The following is a 16,114-nucleotide window of genomic DNA, read 5'->3' as shown; positions in this document are numbered from 1 at the left end:
CTGGGACAATGGACAGCGTGAACCCCACACAAACGTCGCCGATGGCCCGCATTGATCTGCGGGGCGCGGAGCTGACGGCCGCGCGGCTGCGGGCCGCGCTGCCCCGCGGCGGCGCCGACGTGGAGTCCGTGCTGCCCAGGGTGCGGCCGATCGTGCAGGCCGTCGCCGAGCGCGGGGCCGAGGCGGCGTTGGAGTTCGGGTCGTCGTTCGACGGGGTGCGGCCCGCGACGGTGCGGGTGCCCGAGGCCGCGCTGGAGGCGGCGCTGGCCGCCCTGGACCGCGAGGTCGTCGAAGCCCTGCGGGTGATGATCGAGCGTGCCCGCGCCGTGCACGCCGACCAGCGCCGCACCGACGTCACCACGACGCTGGGCGCGGGCGCGACGGTCACCGAGCGCTGGGTTCCCGTCGAGCGGGTGGGCCTGTACGTGCCGGGCGGCAACGCGGTGTACCCGTCCAGCGTGGTGATGAACGTGGTGCCGGCGCAGGTCGCCGGTGTCGGCTCGCTGGCGGTGGCGAGCCCCCCGCAGGCCCGCTTTGACGGGCTGCCGCACCCGACGATCCTGGCCGCGGCCCGGCTGCTGGGGGTCGCCGAGGTGTGGGCCGTGGGCGGCGCGCAGGCGGTGGCGCTGCTGGCCTACGGCGGCACCGACACCGACGGCTCGGAACTCGAGCCCGTCGACATGATCACCGGCCCCGGCAACATCTACGTCACCGCCGCCAAGCGGCTGTGCCGCTCACGGGTGGGCATCGACGCCGAGGCCGGGCCGACGGAGATCGCCATCCTGGCCGACCACACCGCCAATCCTGCGCATGTGGCCGCCGACCTCATCAGCCAGGCCGAACACGACGAGCTGGCCGGCAGCGTGCTGGTGACCCCGAGCGAGGACCTGGCCGCCGCCACCGACGCCGAACTGGCCACCCAGCTGCAGACCACCGTGCACCGCGAGCGGGTGACGGCCGCGCTGGGCGGGCGCCAGTCAGCGATCATCCTGGTCGACGACCTGGACTCCGGCGTCAAGGTCGTCAACGCCTACGCCGCCGAACACCTGGAGATCCAGACCGACGACGCGCCGCGCGTTGCCGGCCGAATACGTTCGGCCGGAGCCATTTTCGTCGGGCAGTGGTCGCCGGTGAGCCTCGGCGATTACTGCGCCGGCTCCAACCACGTGCTGCCGACGGCGGGCAGCGCCCGGCATTCCAGCGGCCTGTCGGTACAGACTTTCCTGCGCGGCATCCATGTCGTGGACTACACCGAGGCGGCCCTCAAGGACGTGTCCGGACACGTGGTCACGCTGGCCAAGGCCGAAGACCTGCCGGCCCACGGCGAGGCGGTACGGCGGAGGTTCGAGCGATGACCGAAAAGCCGACGCTGAACGACCTGCCGCTGCGCGACGACCTGCGCGGCAAATCCCCTTACGGGGCACCGCAATTGGCGGTCCCGGTGCGGCTGAATACCAACGAGAACCCGCACCCGCCCACCAGGGCGCTGGTCGACGACGTGGTGCGGTCGGTGGCCGAGGCGGCCGCGGACCTGCACCGCTACCCCGACCGCGACGCGGTGGCCCTGCGCCGCGACCTGGCCGCCTACCTCAGCGCGCAAACGGGCACCCCGCTCGGCGTCGAAAACCTTTGGGCCGCCAACGGTTCCAACGAGATCCTGCAGCAGCTGCTGCAGGCGTTCGGCGGTCCGGGGCGCACCGCGATCGGGTTCGTCCCGTCCTACTCGATGCACCCGATCATCGCCGACGGCACCCGCACCGAATGGCTGCAAACCGCCCGCGCCGACGACTTCGGCCTCGACGCCGCTGCCGCCGTCGCCGCCATCTCCGAACGCCGGCCCGACGTGGTCTTTATCGCCAGCCCCAACAACCCGTCGGGACAATCCGTTTCGCTGCCGGATCTGCGCCGGCTGCTCGACGTGGTGCCGGGCATCCTGATCGTCGACGAGGCCTACGGCGAGTTCTCCTCGCAGCCCAGCGCCGTCTCGCTGGTCGAGGACTATCCCGCCAAGCTCGTCGTCACCCGCACCATGAGCAAGGCGTTCGCGTTCGCCGGCGGCAGGCTCGGGTACCTGGTCGCCACGCCGGCGCTGATCGACGCGATGCTGCTGGTGCGGTTGCCGTATCACCTGTCCTCGATCACCCAGGCCGCGGCCCGGGCCGCGCTGCGGCACGCCGACGACACGCTGAGCAGCGTGGCGGCGCTGATCGCCGAACGCGAACGGATGTCGACGGCCCTGAGTGGCATGGGTTTTCGAGTGATCCCGAGCGACGCGAACTTCGTGCTGTTCGGGGAGTTCGCCGACGCGCCGGCCACCTGGCAGCGCTACCTCGACGCAGGCATCCTGATCCGCGACGTCGGCATCCCGGGCTACCTGCGGGCCACCACGGGATTAGCCGAAGAGAATGACGCGTTTCTACGGGCCAGCGCCCAGATCGCCGCCACCGACCTGGCATCAGCCACCACCAGCCCCGTAGGAGCACCGTGACCACCACCGATACCGGGAAAGCGACGCGCCGCGCGCGTATTGAACGCCGCACCAAGGAATCCGACATCATCGTGGAGCTCAACCTCGACGGCACCGGGCAGGTCCGGGTCGACACCGGTGTCCCGTTCTACGACCACATGCTGACGGCGCTGGGCAGCCACGCCAGCTTCGACCTCACCGTGCGCACCAAGGGCGATGTCGAGATCGAAGGCCACCACACCATCGAGGACACCGCGATCGCGCTGGGTCAGGCGCTCGGGCAGGCCCTCGGCGACAAGAAGGGCATCCGCCGGTTCGGGGACGCCTTCATCCCGATGGACGAGGCGCTGGCCCACGCCGCGGTCGACGTCTCCGGCCGGCCCTACTGCGTGCACACCGGCGAGCCGGATCACCTGCAGCACACCACGATTACCGGTAGCTCGGTGCCCTACCACACCGTGGTCAACCGGCACGTGTTCGAAACACTGGCTTCCAACGCCCGCATCGCCCTGCACGTGCGCGTCCTGTACGGCCGCGACCCGCACCACATCACCGAAGCGCAGTACAAGGCCGTGGCGCGCGCGCTGCGTCAGGCGGTCGAGCCCGACCCCCGGGTGTCGGGCGTGCCGTCGACCAAAGGTGTTCTATGACAGCGAAATCGGTGGTTGTCCTCGACTACGGATCGGGCAACCTGCGATCGGCGCAGCGCGCGCTGCAGCGGGTCGGCGCGTCGGTCGAGGTGACCGCCGACGCCGACGCCGCTGCGGCCGCCACCGGGCTGGTGGTGCCCGGGGTCGGCGCGTTCGAGGCGTGCATGACGGGCCTGCGCAAGATCGCGGGGGAACGCATCATCGCCGAGCGGGTGGCGGCCGGGCGCCCGGTGCTCGGCGTGTGCGTGGGCATGCAGATCCTGTTCGCCCGCGGCGTGGAATTCGGGGTGGAGACCAAAGGCTGCGGACAGTGGCCCGGCGCCGTCACCCGGCTGGACGCCCCGGTCATCCCGCACATGGGCTGGAACGTGGTGAAACCCGGGCCGGGCAGCGAGCTGTTCAGGGGCCTGGACGACCTGGATCCCCCGGCCCGGTTCTACTTCGTGCACTCCTACGCCGCGCAGCGCTGGGAGGGATCGCCCGGGGCGGTGCTGACCTGGGCGACCCATCAGGTGCCGTTCTTGGCCGCGGTCGAGGACGGGCCGCTGTCGGCCACCCAGTTTCACCCCGAAAAGAGCGGAGACGCCGGTGCGGCCGTGTTGAGCAACTGGGTCGGGGGACTGTAGCGATGCCGTTGATCCTGTTACCGGCCGTCGACGTGGTCGACGGCCGCGCCGTGCGCCTGGTGCAGGGCAAGGCCGGCAGCGAAACCGAGTACGGCTCGGCGCTGGACGCCGCGCTCGGCTGGCAGCGCGACGGGGCCGAGTGGATCCACCTGGTCGACCTGGACGCCGCGTTCGGTCGCGGCTCCAACCGCGAGCTGCTGGCCGAGGTGGTGGGCAAGCTCGACGTGCAGGTGGAGCTCTCCGGCGGGATCCGCGACGACGAATCGCTGGCCGCGGCCCTGGCCACCGGCTGCGCGCGGGTCAACCTCGGCACGGCGGCGCTGGAAAACCCGCAGTGGTGCGCGCGGGCGATCGCCGAGCACGGCGACAAGGTCGCCGTCGGACTGGACGTCCAGATCACCGACGGCGAGCACCGGCTGCGCGGCCGCGGCTGGGAAACCGACGGCGGCGACCTATGGGACGTACTGGAACGCCTTGACGGCCAAGGATGTTCGCGATATGTCGTCACCGACGTCACCAAGGACGGCACACTCGGCGGACCCAACCTCGACCTGCTGGCGGCCGTGGCCGACCGCGCCGAGGCCCCGGTGATCGCGTCGGGCGGCGTATCCAGCCTCGACGACCTGCGCGCCTTGGCAAACCTAGCCACCCTCACCGACCGGGGCGTCGAGGGCGCCATCGTCGGCAAGGCCCTCTACGCCGGGCGGTTCACCCTGCCGCAGGCCCTGGCCGCGGTGAGGGCGTAGATGCGATGGAGCTGAACGCCCTGGTGTCGGTGGCATCGACAATCCTCGACGCCGCCGTGCCCCGATTCCTGGAGGGCCATCGGGCCGAGTCGGCGGTTGCCAAGAAGGGCAACGACTTCGCCACCGAGATCGATCTCGCGATCGAGCGACAGGTCGTCTCCGCGCTGCAGGCCACCACCGGGATCGGCGTGCACGGCGAGGAGTTCGGCGGCACAGACGTGGACTCGCCGTGGGTGTGGGTGCTGGACCCCGTCGACGGGACGTTCAACTACGCCGCCGGATCGCCGATGGCCGCGATGCTGCTGGCCCTGCTGCACGACGGCGACCCGGTGGCCGGCCTGACCTGGCTGCCGTTCATCGACGAGCGCTACACCGCCGTCGCCGGGGGGCCGCTGATGAAAAACGGTGTCCCGCAACCGGCGCTGGATACCACCGAGCTGGCCGACAGCCTGGTCGCGGTCGGAACGTTCAGCGCCGACTCCCGCGGCCGGTACCCAGGACGATTCCGGATGGCGTTCCTGGAAAGCCTCAGCCGGGTGTCGTCGCGGTTGCGCATGCACGGGTCCACCGGAATCGACCTGGTCTACGTCGCCGACGGAATCCTCGGCGCAGCAATAACTTTCGGCGGCCACGTGTGGGACCACGCCGCAGGCGTTGCGCAGGTGCGCTCCGCCGGCGGCATCGTCACCGACCTGGCCGGCAAACCATGGACCACCGCCTCGGATTCGGTGCTGGCCGCGGCGCCCGGCGCACACGGCGAGATCCTGGAAATCCTGCGCGGCGTCGGCGAACCGGAGGACTACTGAGATGTACTGCGGGACCGGCCTTGCCGTTCGCGTGATCCCGTGCCTGGACGTCGACGCCGGGCGGGTGGTCAAGGGCGTCAATTTCGAAAACCTCAGGGACGCCGGCGATCCGGTGGAGCTGGCAGCGGCCTATGACGCCGAGGGCGCCGACGAGCTCACCTTTCTCGACGTGACCGCGTCGTCGTCGGGCAGGGCCACGATGCTCGAGGTGGTGCGCCGCACCGCCGAGCAGGTGTTCATCCCGCTCACGGTCGGCGGCGGGGTGCGCACGGTCGCCGACGTCGACACGTTGCTGCGCGCGGGCGCCGACAAGGTCTCGGTCAACACCGCCGCCATCGCCCGCCCCGATCTATTGGCAGAAATGGCAACCCAATTCGGGTCGCAGTGCATCGTGTTGTCCGTCGACGCCCGCGCGGTGCCAGTCGGGCCCGAGGGGCCTAAGCCGACGCCGTCGGGCTGGGAGGTCACCACCCACGGGGGTCGTCGCGGCACCGGGATCGACGCCGTCGAGTGGGCGGCGCGCGGCGCCGAGCTCGGGGTCGGGGAGATCCTGCTCAACTCGATGGACGCCGACGGCACCAAGGCCGGGTTCGACCTGCCGATGCTGCGCGCGGTCCGCGCGGCCGTCTCGGTGCCGGTGATCGCCAGCGGCGGGGCCGGGGCGGTGGAACATTTTGCGCCCGCCGTCGCCGCCGGTGCCGATGCGGTATTGGCGGCCAGCGTCTTTCACTTCCGCGAGCTGACGATCGGGCAGGTGAAGGCCGCTATGGCGGCAGAAAAGATCACCGTCCGATGACGCTCGATCCCGAGATCGCCAAGCGGCTGAAGCGCAACGCCGACGGGCTCGTCACCGCCGTCGTGCAGGAGCGCGGCAGTGGCGACGTGCTGATGGTCGCCTGGATGGACGACGAGGCACTCGCCCGCACCCTGGAAACCCGTGAAGCCACGTACTATTCGCGCTCCCGCGCCCAGCAGTGGATCAAGGGCGCGACGTCCGGGCACACCCAGCACGTCCACTCGGTGCGGCTGGACTGCGACGGCGACACCGTGCTGCTGACGGTCGACCAGGTCGGCGGCGCCTGCCACACCGGCGACCACAGCTGCTTCGACGCCGACGTGCTGCTGCCGCCACCAGGCTAGCTCGGCGCAACGTCCAATCCCTGGGCCGCGGCGATGGCCGCGCGGGCCCATTCGTGGCGGAAGACGGCCGGCGAGATGCGGTCACGGCGAATCATCTCGAGATCGATGGCCTTTCCGGTGATGATCGCGTTGGGCACCCGGAAGGAGAAGGCCGGCTCGTCGGTGGCGACGGCCAGGATGGCGTCGCTGTCGGTGAAGTTGTTGGCACGCATGGTGTCCTCGGCCCACCTGAACGGCTTGAGCCCGCCGAAGTTCTGGACGTACACCACCCACAGCCGGGTGCCGCGCCCGTTGTAGAGCTTGGTGACGGCCCGGTTCACCGCGTCGTACTCCAGGGCCCCGAGCACACCCGATTGGTCGGTGATCTGGCTGGAGAGTTTGATCGCCGTCGCCGACGGTGCCGGGGCTGGCGCCGGCGGCGGGGCCGGGCTGCTCGGCGGTGCCGCCAACGACGACGGCGCGCGCCCGGCGTGCGGGTGCTTGTGGTTCTCGCCCTGCAGGCGCACCACGACCAACACCGCGAGGCCGACCAGAGCGGCCGCGACGACCGCCGCGACCGCTATCGCCGTGCGCCGCGTTCCGCCGCCGGCCTCGGGCGCCGAGGCCGGCGTACTCTCGGGCTCGGTCACCGGCGCGCTCGCCGGCTTCGCCACAACCTCGGTCGGTGCCGCGATGACCTCCGTCGGGCCTGCGGTCACGTCGGCCGCGGCCGTAGTGAGCTGGCTGCCGAGCGCCGCCGCGAAGGCGGCGCACGTCGGGTAGCGGTCGTCGGGAGCTTTGGCGAGGGCCTTGGCGATGGGGCCGTCGAGGTCCGCCAGTTCGGGTCGCCGCTCGCTGATGTGCGGTGGCGGCGCCGACAAATGCTGGGTGATGACCACCGCCGGGTTCGAGTGGCGAAACGGCGCGGACCCGGTCAGCAGGTCAAACGCGGTGCAGCCCAGCGCGTATTGGTCGGCCCTCCCGTCCAGGTCGGCGCCCTGCAGTTGTTCGGGCGCGCAGTAGGCGGTGGTGCCCACCAGCATGTTGGTCGCGGTCAGGCCGCTGATCTCACCCAGCTCGCGGGCGATGCCGAAGTCGGCGAGCAGGATCCGGCGCCGGGGGCTGGCGTCGGTGAGCAAGATGTTGGCCGGTTTGACGTCGCGGTGCAGTAGCCCGCGCGCATGGGCGTAATCGAGCGCGTCGGCGACCGCGGAAATGATCTGCACCACATCGGTTTTCGGCATCCCCGACGGATAGTGGCTGCGCAGCAATTGCGCCGCGTCGGTACCCTCGACGTAGTCCATCGAGATCCACAGTTGCCCTTCGTATTCCCCGCGGTCGTGAATGCCGACGATGTGCTCGTGATAGAGGCTGGCGGCCAGGTCGGCCTCGCGGTTGAAGCGCTGGCGGAACTCGTCGTTGCCGGTAAGTTCGATGGGTAGGATCTTGAGGGCGTCGCGGCGCGGCAACCGCGGATGCTGGGCCAGATACACCTGGCCCATGCCGCCGGTCCCGAGGCGCCGGATGATCGTGTATCCGGCGAACACCTGGCCCTCTTGAAGGCTCTCTGCGAGGCCTCCGCCGCGCGCATCGCTTTCCGGCATGTGAGCATGCTACTGAGCTGTCACTGCGGCAACGGCGTAATCGCGAGAGCGGGCGCCGGCCGCTCTCAAATGGGCCTTCGATTGGAATTGGCGGGCGATGGTGAAACGCGTGTCCTGGACCCTGGTGGTGCCGGTGCTCGCCGTCGTCCTGTTGGCGGTGACGTGGGGCGAGCCGTCCGGGGCGTTGGTGGTCGCGCTCCAGGCGGCGTTTTTGATCGGTGCGGCGCTGGCGGCGGTCAACCACGCGGAGGTGGTGGCGCACCGCGTCGGCGAGCCCTTCGGGTCGCTGGTGCTGGCGGGCGCGGTGACGGTCATCGAGGTGGCCCTCATCGTCGAGCTGATGGCCTCCGGCGGCAACGAGGCGGCCACGCTGGCCCGGGACACCGCCTTCGCCGCGCTGATGATCACCACCAACGGGATCGCCGGCTTGTCGCTGCTGTGGGGTTCGCGGCGCTACGGCGTGACCGTGTTCAACGCCGAAGGCAGCGGGGCGGCGCTGGCCACGGTCACCACGCTGGCGACGCTGAGCCTGGTGTTGCCCGCGTTCACCACCAGCCACCCGGGCAAGGAGTTCTCGCCCGGTCAGCTCATCTTCGCCGCCGTCGCCTCGTTGTTGGTGTACCTGCTGTTCGCCTTCACCCAGACGGTGCGGCATCGCGACTTTTTCCTGCCGATCGCGCAGAAGGGCCAACCGAGGCTGTTCGACGACGACCAAAGCCACGCGGACCCGCCCACCGCCCGGTCGGCGCTGATCAGCCTCGCGCTGCTGCTGGTCGCCCTGATCGCGGTGGTGGGACTGGCCGAGGAGGAATCCCCGGCCATCGAGCGCCTGGTGACGGCGGCCGGCTTCCCGCAGACGTTCGTCGGGGTGGTCATCGCGACGCTGGTGCTGCTGCCCGAGACGCTGGCGGCGGTGCGTGCGGCGCGGCGGGGCCGCATCCAGACCAGCCTGAACCTGGCCTACGGCTCGGCGATGGCCAGCATCGGTTTGACCATCCCGGCCATCGCGGCGGCGAGCATCTGGCTGAAAGGTCCGCTGGTGCTCGGACTCGGCCCGACCCAGCTGGTGTTGCTCGCGGTGACCGTCGCGGTCAGCACGCTGACCGTGGTGCCCGGCCGGGCCACCCGGCTGCAGGGGGAGGTGCATCTGGTGCTGCTCGCCGCGTATGTGTTCCTGGCGATGGTCCCGTGACGTGTGCGCCGAGCAGAGGAAAGTGGCTAGGCGGACGACCGTGCCCGCAGCGTTTTCAGCGCTTTGTCGGCGTGGGTGTCCATGTTGAACTCGCTGGAGATCACGTCGAGCACCTTGCGATCGGTGTCGATGACGAAGGTGGTCCGCTTGACCGGCATCAGTTTTCTGAGCAGGCCACGCTTGACCCCGAACTGGGCGGCGACGGTGCCCTCGGTGTCCGAGAGCAGCGGGTAGTCGAACTTGCGCAGGTCGGCGAACTTGGCCTGCTTCTCCACGGGGTCGGCGCTGATGCCGACCCGGTTGGCCCCGACGGCGGCGAATTCGGCGGCCAGGTCGCGGAAGTGGCAGGCCTCCTTGGTGCAGCCGGGCGTCATCGCGGCGGGGTAGAAAAACAGGACAACGGGGCCGTCGGCCAGCAGGTCGCTGAGTCTGCGGGGCGTTCCGGTCTGATCGGGAAGTTCGAAGTCGGCCACGGTGTCACCAGGTTTCATGGGCGTCAGGCTACGCCGCGGGGCATGAGCGGCCTATCTGCGAGGATGGTTCAGTGCACGCCCACCTCGCCGCCACCACCTCACGGGAGGACTTCCACCACCTGGCCGCGGCGCACCGCGTCGTCCCGGTGACCCGCAAGGTCCTGGCCGACAGTGAGACGCCGCTGTCGGCCTACCGCAAACTCGCCGCCAACCGGCCGGGCACGTTCCTGCTGGAGTCCGCCGAGAACGGCCGCTCGTGGTCGCGGTGGTCGTTCATCGGCGCCGGCGCCCCCTCGGCGCTGACCGTGCGCGACGGCGAGGCGGTGTGGCTGGGCGCCGTGCCGCAGGACGCACCCACCGGGGGCGATCCGCTGCAGGCCCTGCGGGCCACCCTCGAACTGCTGGCCACCGCGGCACTGCCGGGGCTTCCGCCGCTGTCGGGCGGCATGGTCGGCTTCTTCGCCTACGACCTGGTGCGGCGCCTGGAACGCCTGCCCCAGCTGGCGGTCGACGACCTGCGCCTGCCCGACATGCTGCTGCTGTTGGCCACCGACGTGGCGGCCGTCGATCACCACGAGGGCACCATCACGCTGATCGCCAACGCCGTGAACTGGAACGGCACCGACGAGCGGGTCGACGAGGCCTACGACGACGCGGTCGCCCGCCTGGACGTGATGACCGCGGCGCTGGGCCAGCCGCTGCCGTCGACGGTCGCCACGTTCAGCAGGCCCGAGCCCCGGCACCGATCGCAGCGCACCGTCGAGGAATACGGCAAGATCGTCGACTACCTCGTCGAGCAGATCGCCGCCGGCGAGGCGTTCCAGGTGGTGCCCTCCCAGCGGTTCGAGATGGACACCAAAGTCGAGCCCATCGACGTGTACCGGATGCTGCGTGCCACCAATCCGAGCCCCTACATGTACTTGGTGCACGTTCCGAATAGCGCTGGGGGAATGGATTTTTCGATCGTCGGGTCCAGCCCCGAGGCGCTGGTCACCGTCGCCGACGGGCGGGCGACGACGCATCCCATCGCCGGCACGCGGTGGCGCGGGCAAACCGACGAAGAGGATCAGCTGCTGGAAAAGGAGCTGCTGGCCGACCACAAGGAACGCGCCGAGCACCTGATGCTGGTGGACCTGGGCCGCAACGACCTGGGCCGGGTCTGCACGCCGGGCACCGTGCGCGTCGAGGACTACAGCCACATCGAGCGCTACAGCCACGTGATGCACCTGGTGTCGACGGTGACCGGGATGCTCGGCGAGGGCCGGACCGCCCTGGACGCGGTGACCGCCTGCTTCCCGGCTGGCACGCTGTCGGGCGCGCCCAAGGTGCGGGCGATGGAACTGATCGAAGAGGTGGAGAAGACCCGCCGTGGTCTCTACGGCGGCGTGGTCGGCTACCTCGACTTCGCCGGCAACGCCGACTTCGCGATCGCCATCCGCACCGCGCTGATGCGTGACGGCACGGCGTACGTGCAGGCCGGCGGCGGGGTGGTGGCCGACTCCAACGGCCCCTACGAATACACCGAGGCGTCCAACAAGGCCCGCGCCGTGCTCAACGCCATCGCCGCCGCCGAGACGCTCACCGCACCCGATTCGGGCAGCAATGGTTGATGGCCGTCCGGCTCGGCCCGGCCGGCTGAGGATCGTGATCGCCCAGGTGCTGCTGGTGGTCGCCGCCGGAGCGCTCTGGGCGGCGTCGCGGCTGCCGTGGGTCGTCATCCGCTCGTTCGACGGGCTGGGCCCGCCCAAGGAGGTGACCCTGTCCGGCGCGACGTGGTCGACTGCGTTGCTGCCGTTGGCGCTGCTCATGCTGGCCGCAGCGGTGGCGGCGCTCGCGGTGCGCGGCTGGCCGCTGCGGGCGCTCGCGGGCCTGCTGGCCGTGGCGAGCCTGGCGGTGGCCTATTTGGGGATCAGCCTGTTCGTGATCCCGGACGTCGCGGTGCGCGGCGCCGAGCTGGCGCATGTCTCGCTGATGTCGCTGGTGGGAAGCGAGCGCCGCTATTGGGGAGCGGGCATCGCGGTGGCCGCCGCGGTGTGCACGTTGGTCGCGGCGGTCCTGTTGCTCCGGTCGGCGTCGGATACGCGGTCGGCCCGCGAGAGCGCCGCGAAATATGCGGCTCCCGCGACTCGCCGATCGAATGCGCTACGCGAAGGCGCCGACGGGGCGATGCTGGAGGAGCCGGAGACGCCAAAGATGTCGGAGCGGATGATGTGGGATGCGCTTGACGAGGGCCGCGACCCTACCGATCGGGCGCGCGGGTCAGACACCGAGGGTCGGTGAACGGGCGTCAGCTGACGGCGGCTACCCTTCATTGACGTCATCGAAACCGGCTGAGCGACGGTGGTAGCGGGATGGCAGTGGGAAGGAAGTCACAGGCATGAGTCCGGCATCCGTGCTTGACTCCATCCTCGAGGGAGTCCGGGCCGACGTTGCCGCGCGCGAAGCGCTGATCAGCCTTTCCGAGATCAAGGCCGCCGCCGCCGCTGCGCCGCCGCCGCTGGATGTGATGGCCGCCCTGCGCGAGCCCGGCATCGGCGTCATCGCCGAGGTGAAGCGCGCCAGCCCGTCGGCGGGTTCACTGGCGACCATTGCCGATCCGGCAAAGCTGGCCCGCGCCTACGAAGACGGTGGCGCCCGCATCATCAGCGTGTTGACCGAGGAGCGGCGTTTCAACGGCTCGCTCGACGACCTCGACGCGGTGCGCGCCGCCGTCTCGATTCCGGTGCTGCGCAAAGACTTTGTGGTGCAGCCCTATCAGATCCACGAGGCCCGCGCGCACGGCGCCGACATGTTGTTGCTCATCGTTGCCGCGTTGGACCAGTCGGCGCTGGCGTCGATGCTGGACCGCACCGAATCGCTCGGTATGACGGCCCTTGTCGAGGTGCACACCGAGGAAGAAGCCGATCGCGCACTCAAGGCGGGGGCCAACGTGATTGGCGTCAACGCCCGTGACCTGACGACGCTTTCGGTGGACCGGGATTGCTTTGCGCGCATCGCTCCCGGGTTGCCCAGCAACGTGATCAGGATTGCCGAGTCCGGGGTCCGCGGCACCGGCGACCTGCTGGCGTATGCCGGCGCGGGCGCCGACGCCGTGCTGGTCGGCGAAGGTCTGGTCAAAAGCGGTGACCCGCGCGCGGCGGTTGCCGATCTGGTCACCGCGGGCACCCACCCGTCCTGTCCGAAACCGGCTCGCTAGCGTTCGAAGCGTTGAACCCAATGAGCCGTCCCCGCGTTGAGCATTGGTGATGGTAGAGCTGTCCCGCCCGGAGCTTCCGCTTTCGAGTGCCGCAATTGCCGAACCCACCCGCCACGATCCCGATCAGGGTGGTCATTTCGGCGTGTTCGGTGGCCGGTACGTCGCCGAGGCGCTGATGGCGGTGATCGAAGAGGTCACCGCCGCCTACGAGAAGGAACGCGTCAACCCGGATTTTCTGGACATCCTCGACGACCTGCAGGCCAACTACGCGGGCCGGCCGTCACCGCTGTATGAGGCGGCCCGCCTGTCCGAGCACGCCGGCTCGGCGCGTCTCTTCCTCAAGCGAGAAGACCTGAACCACACGGGTTCTCACAAGATCAACAACGTGCTCGGCCAGGCGTTGCTGGCCAAGCGGATGGGCAAGACGCGGGTGATCGCCGAGACCGGGGCCGGTCAGCACGGCGTCGCAACGGCCACCGCATGCGCGTTGCTCGGGCTGGATTGCGTGATCTACATGGGCGCCGTGGACACCGCACGCCAGGCGCTCAACGTGGCCCGGATGCGGCTGCTGGGCGCCGAGGTGGTCTCCGTCGACACCGGCTCGCAAACGCTCAAGGACGCCATCAACGAGGCGTTCCGCGATTGGGTCACCAACGCCGACAACACGTATTACTGCTTCGGCACCGCGGCGGGCCCGCACCCGTTTCCGACCATGGTGCGCGATTTCCAGCGGATCATCGGGCTCGAGACGCGCGTTCAGATCCAGGCTCAGGCGGGCCGCCTGCCCGACGCGGTCACGGCGTGCGTCGGCGGTGGATCGAACGCGATCGGGATCTTCCATCCGTTCATCGACGACCCCGGCGTGCGGCTGGTCGGATTCGAGGCGGCCGGCGACGGCGTCGAAACCGGAAGGCACGCGGCCACATTCAGCGGCGGTTCCCCCGGGGCGTTTCAGGGATCGTTCTCCTACCTGCTGCAGGACGAGGACGGTCAGACCATCGAATCCCATTCGATCTCAGCGGGTTTGGATTATCCGGGGGTGGGTCCCGAACACGCCTGGCTGAAGGAAAGCGGGCGCGCCGAATACCGGCCCATCACCGACACCGAGGCGATGGATGCTTTCCGCCTGTTGTGCCGCACCGAAGGCATCATCCCGGCGATCGAGTCCGCGCACGCGGTGGCCGGTGCGCTCAAGCTCGGTGTGGAGCTGGGGCGTGGTGCGGTCATCGTGGTGAACCTGTCGGGTCGCGGCGACAAGGACGTCGCGACGGCCGCGAAGTGGTTCGGTCTGCTCTCGCCCGGCGACGGGGACGCGCAGTGACCGTGGAACAGAGCGCGGCAAACCGGCTCGGTCCCGCTTTCGATGCGTGCCGCAAGGACAATCGTGCGGCCCTGATCGGTTACCTGCCGACCGGTTACCCCGACGTGCCCACGTCCATCGATGCGATGATCGCCCTCGTCGAATCCGGGTGCGACATCATCGAAGTCGGTGTGCCGTATTCGGATCCGGGGATGGACGGCCCGACCATCGCCAGGGCGACCGAGGCCGCGTTGCGCGGGGGAGTGCGGGTCCGCGACACGCTGGCCGCGGTCGAGGCGATCAGCGGGGCCGGGGGGCGTGCCGTGGTGATGACCTACTGGAATCCGGTGCTGCGCTACGGGGTTGACGCGTTCGCGCGAGACCTGGCGGCGGCCGGTGGGCACGGCCTGATCACTCCCGACCTCATCCCCGACGAGGCTGCGCCGTGGTTGGCGGCATCGGAGGAGCATGGGTTGGACCGCATATTTCTGGTGGCGCCGTCCTCGACGCCGCAGCGGTTGGTGACCACGGTCGAGGCGTCGCGCGGGTTCGTCTACGCGGCGTCGACGATGGGGGTGACCGGGGCGCGCGATGCGGTGTCGCACGCCGCGCCCGAATTGGTGCGCAGGGTCAAGGCGGTGTCCGACATACCGGTCGGGGTGGGCCTGGGGGTGCGGTCGCGCGAGCAGGCCGCGCAGATCGGCGGCTACGCCGACGGCGTCATCGTCGGATCCGCGTTGGTGTCGGCGCTGGGCGGCGGTGGTCTGGCCGCCCTGCGCGCGCTGACCGAGGAACTGGCGACCGGAGTTCGGCAACGGGCGGCCGCCTCGTGACCCACCTGCTGGCCTATTTCCCCAGCCCGCCGCGGGGGGTGTGGTATCTCGGGCCGCTGCCGATTCGCGCCTACGCGTTGTTCATCATCGCCGGCATCGTGGTGTGCCTGGTGATCGGAGACCGCCGCTGGGAGGCCCGCGGCGGGCAGCGCGGCGTGATCTACGACATCGCGCTGTGGGCGGTGCCGTTCGGACTGGTGGGGGGCCGGCTGTATCACCTGGCCACCGACTGGCGCACCTACTGGGGCCCGGGCGGCGCCGGGTTCGGTGCGGCGCTGCGGATCTGGGACGGCGGCTTGGGCATCTGGGGCGCGGTCGCCCTCGGCGGCGTCGGCGCGTGGATCGCCTGCCGGCGGCGCGACATTCCGCTGCCCGCCTTCGGCGACGCGATCGCCCCGGGAATCGTGTTGGCGCAGGCCATCGGTCGGCTCGGGAACTACTTCAACCAGGAGCTCTACGGCCGGGAAACCACGGTGCCGTGGGGTCTCGAGATCTTCTACCGGCGAGACCCGTCCGGATACGTCGACCCGCATTCGCTCGACGGCGTCTCCACGGGGCAGGTGGCGTTCGTGGTGCAGCCGACGTTCCTCTACGAATTGATCTGGAACGTCCTGGTTTTCGCCGCGTTGATTTACTTGGATCGCCGGTTCAAGCTCGGCCACGGCCGGCTGTTTGCGCTCTATGTGGCGGCCTATTGCGTCGGGCGCTTCGGCGTCGAGCTGCTCCGCAACGACACGGCCACGCTGATCGCCGGCATCCGGATCAACGTCTTCACTTCGACTTTCGTGTTCATCGGTGCGGTGGTGTACATCATGCTGGCGCCGAAGGGCCGCGAGGACCCCGAGAGCCTGCGGGGCCGTTACGTTGACGAGGATTCGTATGTACCCGAGCCGGTGACCGTCGCCTCCGCAACCGCGGCGACCAAGGTGGTCTCGGCCGGAACGGACGACGAGTCGGCCGATTCCGCGGAAGCCGAGGAGCCCGAAGCCGTCAAGGCTGAAGCCGCCGAGCCCGAAGCCGAGGAGCCCGAAGCCGAAGAGGCCGAAGCCGAGGAGGGAGACCCCGACCAGCCTCACGCCGACGAGGGGGATGCCGACGAGGC

The 16,114-nt window shown here is 70.1% G+C and carries 17 protein-coding genes; 15 read left to right on the top strand and 2 right to left on the bottom strand.

Annotated features, from left to right (window positions below; genetic code table 11):
* Positions 1-41 precede the first annotated feature (41 nt).
* The 8 genes from hisD to hisI are packed head-to-tail and all read left to right on the top strand — an operon-like array spanning position 42 to position 6,435.
* The gene (gene hisD / locus A5764_RS10790) at positions 42-1,355 is read left to right on the top strand and encodes a histidinol dehydrogenase (RefSeq protein WP_369807303.1); all 1,314 of its coding nucleotides are present in this window, start codon (positions 42-44) and stop codon (positions 1,353-1,355) included.
* Positions 1,352-2,488, top strand: coding sequence for a histidinol-phosphate transaminase (locus A5764_RS10785; protein WP_067112840.1), 1,137 nt, complete (start codon positions 1,352-1,354; stop codon positions 2,486-2,488). Before hisD ends, A5764_RS10785 begins: the two co-directional genes overlap by 4 nt.
* The gene (hisB, locus tag A5764_RS10780; RefSeq protein ID WP_067112838.1) at positions 2,485-3,117 is read left to right on the top strand and encodes an imidazoleglycerol-phosphate dehydratase HisB; all 633 of its coding nucleotides are present in this window, start codon (positions 2,485-2,487) and stop codon (positions 3,115-3,117) included. The genes A5764_RS10785 and hisB overlap by 4 nt, the downstream gene beginning before the upstream one ends.
* Positions 3,114-3,743 (top strand): imidazole glycerol phosphate synthase subunit HisH, encoded by a 630-nt coding sequence (gene hisH / locus A5764_RS10775; protein ID WP_067112835.1) that lies wholly within the window; start codon positions 3,114-3,116, stop codon positions 3,741-3,743. The genes hisB and hisH overlap by 4 nt, the downstream gene beginning before the upstream one ends.
* A 2-nt stretch (positions 3,744-3,745) precedes the next feature.
* Positions 3,746-4,489 (top strand): bifunctional 1-(5-phosphoribosyl)-5-((5-phosphoribosylamino)methylideneamino)imidazole-4-carboxamide isomerase/phosphoribosylanthranilate isomerase PriA, encoded by a 744-nt coding sequence (gene priA / locus A5764_RS10770; RefSeq protein WP_067112832.1) that lies wholly within the window; start codon positions 3,746-3,748, stop codon positions 4,487-4,489.
* A 5-nt stretch (positions 4,490-4,494) separates the two neighbouring features.
* Positions 4,495-5,295 (top strand): inositol monophosphatase, encoded by an 801-nt coding sequence (locus A5764_RS10765; RefSeq protein WP_067112829.1) that lies wholly within the window; start codon positions 4,495-4,497, stop codon positions 5,293-5,295.
* A gap of 1 nt (position 5,296) precedes the next feature.
* Positions 5,297-6,091 carry an imidazole glycerol phosphate synthase subunit HisF gene (gene hisF / locus A5764_RS10760; protein WP_067112827.1) on the top strand — a complete coding sequence of 265 codons (795 nt, stop codon included), beginning with the start codon at positions 5,297-5,299 and terminating at the stop codon, positions 6,089-6,091.
* Positions 6,088-6,435: a phosphoribosyl-AMP cyclohydrolase gene (gene hisI / locus A5764_RS10755; protein WP_067112825.1), complete on the top strand. Its 348-nt coding sequence runs from the start codon at positions 6,088-6,090 to the stop codon at positions 6,433-6,435. Before hisF ends, hisI begins: the two co-directional genes overlap by 4 nt.
* On the opposite strand, the gene A5764_RS10750 is transcribed toward hisI, so the two are convergent.
* Positions 6,432-8,018, bottom strand: a complete 1,587-nt coding sequence (locus A5764_RS10750) for a serine/threonine-protein kinase (RefSeq protein WP_067112823.1) — start codon at positions 8,016-8,018, stop codon at positions 6,432-6,434. The genes hisI and A5764_RS10750 overlap by 4 nt on opposite strands.
* Before the next feature lie 97 nt (positions 8,019-8,115).
* Here A5764_RS10750 and A5764_RS10745 point away from each other — a divergent pair, with 97 nt between their 5' ends.
* Positions 8,116-9,210 (top strand): calcium:proton antiporter, encoded by a 1,095-nt coding sequence (locus tag A5764_RS10745; protein ID WP_067112822.1) that lies wholly within the window; start codon positions 8,116-8,118, stop codon positions 9,208-9,210.
* A gap of 26 nt (positions 9,211-9,236) precedes the next feature.
* On the opposite strand, the gene A5764_RS10740 is transcribed toward A5764_RS10745, so the two are convergent.
* Complete coding sequence (locus tag A5764_RS10740) at positions 9,237-9,701, bottom strand: peroxiredoxin (protein WP_067112821.1); 465 nt, start codon at positions 9,699-9,701, stop codon at positions 9,237-9,239.
* Positions 9,702-9,754: 53 nt separating this feature from the next.
* On the opposite strand from A5764_RS10740, the gene A5764_RS10735 reads away from it, so the two are divergent.
* The 6 genes from A5764_RS10735 to lgt form a co-directional block, all read left to right on the top strand.
* Positions 9,755-11,293, top strand: coding sequence for an anthranilate synthase component I (locus A5764_RS10735; protein ID WP_067112819.1), 1,539 nt, complete (start codon positions 9,755-9,757; stop codon positions 11,291-11,293).
* On the top strand, positions 11,286-11,963 hold the full coding sequence (locus A5764_RS10730) for a TIGR02234 family membrane protein (protein WP_067112816.1): 678 nt from the start codon (positions 11,286-11,288) through the stop codon (positions 11,961-11,963). The genes A5764_RS10735 and A5764_RS10730 overlap by 8 nt, the downstream gene beginning before the upstream one ends.
* A 97-nt stretch (positions 11,964-12,060) precedes the next feature.
* The gene (gene trpC / locus A5764_RS10725) at positions 12,061-12,879 is read left to right on the top strand and encodes an indole-3-glycerol phosphate synthase TrpC (protein ID WP_067112813.1); all 819 of its coding nucleotides are present in this window, start codon (positions 12,061-12,063) and stop codon (positions 12,877-12,879) included.
* Between the two features lie 49 nt (positions 12,880-12,928).
* Complete coding sequence (trpB, locus tag A5764_RS10720) at positions 12,929-14,200, top strand: tryptophan synthase subunit beta (protein WP_067112810.1); 1,272 nt, start codon at positions 12,929-12,931, stop codon at positions 14,198-14,200.
* The gene (gene trpA / locus A5764_RS10715) at positions 14,197-15,012 is read left to right on the top strand and encodes a tryptophan synthase subunit alpha (RefSeq protein ID WP_067112807.1); all 816 of its coding nucleotides are present in this window, start codon (positions 14,197-14,199) and stop codon (positions 15,010-15,012) included. Before trpB ends, trpA begins: the two co-directional genes overlap by 4 nt.
* On the top strand, positions 15,009-16,114 hold a 1,106-nt coding region (gene lgt / locus A5764_RS10710; protein ID WP_067112804.1), incomplete at its 3' end, for a prolipoprotein diacylglyceryl transferase. The genes trpA and lgt, both read left to right, overlap by 4 nt.

Origin of the sequence: Mycobacterium sp. 852002-51057_SCH5723018, from assembly GCF_001667035.1 — a bacterium.
Classification (GTDB): domain Bacteria; phylum Actinomycetota; class Actinomycetes; order Mycobacteriales; family Mycobacteriaceae; genus Mycobacterium.
The sequence above is the reverse complement of the archived record's forward strand: the minus strand, read 5'-3'. Positions and strand labels throughout refer to the sequence as shown.

Coding starts and splice junctions, on each gene's coding strand:
- trpB (WP_067112810.1), top strand. CDS start 12,929: ATGGTAGAGCTGTCCCGCCCGGAGCTTCCGCTTTCGAGTGCCGCAATT.
- A5764_RS10765 (WP_067112829.1), top strand. CDS start 4,495: ATGGAGCTGAACGCCCTGGTGTCGGTGGCATCGACAATCCTCGACGCC.
- hisH (WP_067112835.1), top strand. CDS start 3,114: ATGACAGCGAAATCGGTGGTTGTCCTCGACTACGGATCGGGCAACCTG.
- A5764_RS10730 (WP_067112816.1), top strand. CDS start 11,286: ATGGTTGATGGCCGTCCGGCTCGGCCCGGCCGGCTGAGGATCGTGATC.
- priA (WP_067112832.1), top strand. CDS start 3,746: ATGCCGTTGATCCTGTTACCGGCCGTCGACGTGGTCGACGGCCGCGCC.
- A5764_RS10740 (WP_067112821.1), bottom strand. CDS start 9,701: ATGAAACCTGGTGACACCGTGGCCGACTTCGAACTTCCCGATCAGACC.
- trpC (WP_067112813.1), top strand. CDS start 12,061: ATGAGTCCGGCATCCGTGCTTGACTCCATCCTCGAGGGAGTCCGGGCC.
- A5764_RS10750 (WP_067112823.1), bottom strand. CDS start 8,018: ATGCCGGAAAGCGATGCGCGCGGCGGAGGCCTCGCAGAGAGCCTTCAA.
- hisI (WP_067112825.1), top strand. CDS start 6,088: ATGACGCTCGATCCCGAGATCGCCAAGCGGCTGAAGCGCAACGCCGAC.
- hisD (WP_369807303.1), top strand. CDS start 42: ATGGCCCGCATTGATCTGCGGGGCGCGGAGCTGACGGCCGCGCGGCTG.
- A5764_RS10785 (WP_067112840.1), top strand. CDS start 1,352: ATGACCGAAAAGCCGACGCTGAACGACCTGCCGCTGCGCGACGACCTG.
- A5764_RS10745 (WP_067112822.1), top strand. CDS start 8,116: ATGGTGAAACGCGTGTCCTGGACCCTGGTGGTGCCGGTGCTCGCCGTC.
- hisF (WP_067112827.1), top strand. CDS start 5,297: ATGTACTGCGGGACCGGCCTTGCCGTTCGCGTGATCCCGTGCCTGGAC.